A 3,343-nucleotide genomic window follows, 5' to 3' on the forward strand; every position below is an offset into this window, starting at 1 on the left:
GAGTTTATTTGGTGCTGCATATGTTAATGTACAACCACATTCTGGAAGTCAGGCTAATACAGCTGTTTACCATGCGTGTTTAAAGCCTGGAGACAAAATATTAGGATTCGATTTATCTCATGGTGGGCATTTAACACATGGTTCACCTGTTAACTTTTCGGGGAAATTATATAACCCTGTTTTTTATGGAGTAGAAAAAGAAACAGGAGTTTTAAATTACGATAAAATACAAGAGATTGCTACTAAAGAGCAACCAAAATTAATAATAGCTGGAGCATCTGCATATTCTAGAGATATAGATTTTAAACGATTTAGAGCCATAGCAGATAGTGTTAATGCCTTATTATTGGCAGATATATCACACCCAGCTGGTTTAATAGCAAAAGGGATATTAAGTGACCCAATACCGCACTGTCATATTGTAACAACAACAACTCATAAAACCTTAAGAGGCCCAAGAGGAGGTATGATAATGATGGGGAAAGATTTTGAAAACCCATTTGGATTAAAACTTAAAAACGGAAACTTACGTATGATGTCTTCTTTATTAGACTCAGGAGTATTTCCAGGAAACCAAGGTGGACCTTTAGAGCATATTATTGCAGCTAAAGCAATTGCTTTTGGAGAGGCATTAACCGATGAGTTTATGCATTATATGCTACAAGTAAAGAAAAATGCTGAGGCTATGGCAAAAGCTTTTGTTAATAAAGACTATAACATTATTTCTGGAGGAACAGATAACCATATGATGCTTATAGATTTACGTAATAAAAATATAACAGGAAAAGATGCAGAGAAAGCATTGGTAAAGGCAGATATAACTGTAAATAAAAATATGGTGCCTTTTGATGATAAATCTCCATTTGTAACTTCAGGAATTAGAGTTGGTACTTCTGCTATTACTACAAGAGGCTTAAAAGAAGATGATATGTCTAATATTGTTGATTTAATTGATGAAGTAATATTAAATTATGAAGATGAAGAAAAATTAGAGGCTATTGGTATAAAAGTTAATGCTATGATGGGGGATTTACCTTTATTTGCGTTTTAACTATTTAATTAATAGGAATTTAATATTTTTGTAAAAATCCCAATCAATATGAAAAACATTTATACTCTTATTTTTTTAGCCTTTTCTACTATTGGTTTTGCCCAATTAGCTTTCGAAGAAGTTGCCACTCTTAAAGGTGTTGGTGCCTCTTATGGAGCCTCTACTTATGGAGGTGGAGTTTCATTTTGTGATTTTGATGGCGATGGTTGGGATGACTTAACATATTCTACTACTGATGGTGAGAAAGTTTATTTTTATAAAAATCAAGGTGGTACATTTACACAAGTAGACTTGGTTGGTATAGATGATACCTATAGAGCAAAACAAGTACTATGGGTAGATTACGATAATGATGGAGATAAAGATTTTATGGTAACAAGTATTACTGGGTTAAATAAGTTTTATAGAAACGCAGGAGATATGACGTTTACAGATGTTTCTAGTACGATAGGGTTTTTTACAGATAATTTTTATACTTATGGTATTTCTTTTGGAGATATAGATAGTGATGGAGATTTAGATGCTTTTATATCTAATAGAGACGATCAAACCTTTAACCAGTATAGTTACTTATATAGAAATGATAATGGAACTTTTGTAAATATTAGCTCAGCAGCTGGAATTTATTTAGGAAACCAATTATCGTTTTGTTCTGCGTTTTTTGATTATGATAATGATGGAGATCAAGATATATATGTAGCAAACGATAAGCTTGCTAACATGAATAGGCTATATCAAAATGATGGGAATGGCAATTTTACAGATGTATCTGTTGCTAGTGGAGCTGGGATTACTATAGATGCAATGTCTACAACTATTGGAGATTATAATAATGATGGTTGGTTTGATATATATGTTTCTAATACTACTAGCGGAAATTATTTATTAAAAAATAATGGAGATGGTACTTTTTCTAATGTATCTGCATCTGTAGGTACAGAAATGAATACTATTGCGTGGGGATCGTCATTTTTAGATGCAGACAATGATACAGATTTAGATTTGTATGTAAGTAGTAGTATAGATTCTAATGGTCCACCATGGTTAAATGCTGCTATGTATATAAATAATAATAATGGTAACAATTTTGCAATACCAAGCGGTGCAGGATTTAGTAATGATACTAGAAAAAGCTATGCTAATGCAATGGGAGATTTTAATAATGATGGTTTAGCAGATATTGTTGTAATGAACGATACCGAAAATAATTTTTTATGGCAGAATAAAACCAATAACTCTAATAATTACCTAAAAGTAAAACTTGAAGGTGTTGTAAATAATAAAGATGGTATTGGTTCTAAAATAGAAATTTCTATTGGTGGAAATAAACAGTATAGATATACTTTATGTGGCGAAGGCTACTTAGGGCAAAACTCTGGAACAGAAATATTTGGTTTAGGTACAGCTACAACAGTAGATTATGTAAAAGTAACATGGTTAAATGGAGTAGAAGATGTTTTTAACAATGTAAGCGCAAACCAAACACTAAATATTGTTGAAGGTTCTTCGCTTTCTGTAGAAGAATTTAATACTGCAACTAATATAAGTGTTCATCCTAATCCTACCAAAGGCTTGGTTTCTGTATCTAATTTAAAAGAAGATGTAACACTAACCATCTATAATATTTTAGGAAAGCAAATTGTTAAGCAGAGCTTATCTAGTATAAGTAACACTGTAAATATTAGTAATTATCCTAAAGGAATTTATTTATTTACATTTAAGAATAAACAAGGATTAGAAACTACAAAAAAAGTAGTATTACAATAGTAACCTATTAATACATATAAAGAAAAACCTCTCTAATTTAGAGAGGTTTTTCTTTATATAAATAATTGTTTTATTCATTTAATTTAAGAACAAGATCATTAATTGTTTTAAAATCTCGTCTTTTATATTTCGCATTGCTTCTTTTATTAATGTAATTTATAACATCTTGTTTAGGGCCAGAAGACCAGAAGTTATAGGTATTGGTTATAGAATCGTTTTCCTCAACAAATACATCTCCTATAAGGAGTCCATCAAAAGGTTTTGTCGCGCTATCAAATAACTTTACTTGATATGCTTCGTCTGATATCATGCGGTATAATTTAGAATCACCTTTAATTTTAATAAACAATGTTTTATTGGTTATATCATTCTTTTCTTTTTCGAAAAGTGTCACACTTTTTATAGAATCTGTTGGAATGTAACGGTATTTATCTTCTTCTTTATAAATAACTGAATAAGTCTCATTTTTATAGTGATTAATACTAAACTTACCATTTATAGTCTTCGTATTGTTAAGTGTGAGTG

Annotated in this window: 3 protein-coding genes; 2 read left to right on the forward strand and 1 reads right to left on the reverse strand. The window is 30.6% G+C overall.

Annotated features, from left to right (window positions below; genetic code table 11):
- Together glyA and ACVC2P_RS16735 are read left to right on the forward strand one after the other, a co-directional pair.
- A partial coding sequence (gene glyA, locus ACVC2P_RS16730; RefSeq protein ID WP_452599598.1) for a serine hydroxymethyltransferase occupies window positions 1-1,051 on the forward strand: 1,051 nt, incomplete at its 5' end.
- A gap of 48 nt (window positions 1,052-1,099) precedes the next feature.
- Entirely contained in the window at window positions 1,100-2,818 is a 1,719-nt protein-coding gene (locus tag ACVC2P_RS16735) for an FG-GAP-like repeat-containing protein (RefSeq protein ID WP_452599599.1), read from the forward strand.
- Window positions 2,819-2,888: 70 nt separating this feature from the next.
- On the opposite strand, the gene ACVC2P_RS16740 is transcribed toward ACVC2P_RS16735, so the two are convergent.
- A partial coding sequence (locus ACVC2P_RS16740; RefSeq protein ID WP_452599600.1) for a hypothetical protein occupies window positions 2,889-3,343 on the reverse strand: 455 nt, incomplete at its 5' end.

The sequence above is a fragment of the Pontimicrobium sp. MEBiC01747 genome, from assembly GCF_053601635.1.